Below are 791 nucleotides of genomic sequence, written 5' to 3'. Positions count from 1 at the left end.
CACGGCGAAGTTGTAGGACGGCACCGGCGACGCGGTGGCCCATTCCAGGCTGCGCGCATCCCAGGGGTCGCCCGTCAAGTCGCGGTTCTGCTTGCGGTCCCTGATGCTGACGGCAATCTGGATCAGCAGCGACAGGATGCCCAGGCCGATGATGACGGCGCCGACCAGCGCGACGATCAGGTAGGGCTGCCAGTCGGCATGCGGGTAGTGGTTCATGCGGCGCGTCATGCCCTTGAAGCCCAGGATATACAGGGGCATGAAGGCCAGGAAGAAGCCGATCAGCCAGCACCAGAACGAGGTCTTGCCCCAGAACTCGTTCAAGGTGAAGCCGTAGACCTTGGGGAACCAGAACGTCAGGCCCGCCAGGCAACCGAACACCACGCCGCCGATGATGACGTTATGAAAGTGCGCGACCAGGAACAGGCTGTTGTGCAGCACGAAGTCGGCGCCCGGCACGGCCAGCAGCACGCCCGTCATGCCGCCGATGGCGAACGTCACCATGAAGCCGATCGTCCACAGCGTGGCGGAGTGGTAGCGGATGCGGCCGCGGAACATCGTGAACAGCCAGTTGAACAGCTTCACGCCCGTGGGGATGGAAATGATCGACGTCATGATGCCGAAGAAGGCGTTCACGTTGGCGCCCGAGCCCATGGTGAAGAAGTGGTGCAGCCAGACGAAGAACGACAGGATGGTGATACACACCGTCGCGTACACCATGGAGGTGTAGCCGAACAGGCGCTTGCGGCTGAAGGTCGAGACGATCTCCGAGAAGATGCCGAAGCAGGGCAGGA

General features: G+C 62.6%; 1 protein-coding gene. It reads right to left on the bottom strand.

Translation table 11 applies throughout. The annotated features are described in order from the left end of the window. Positions 1–791 (bottom strand): cbb3-type cytochrome c oxidase subunit I (locus tag A9976_RS18765; protein WP_183020254.1); only part of this gene is annotated, 791 nt, incomplete at both ends.

This window comes from Delftia sp. UME58, assembly GCF_014170385.1.
Classification (GTDB): Bacteria; Pseudomonadota; Gammaproteobacteria; order Burkholderiales; family Burkholderiaceae_C; genus Comamonas; species Comamonas acidovorans.
This window is presented reverse-complemented; position numbering and strand designations above follow the sequence as displayed.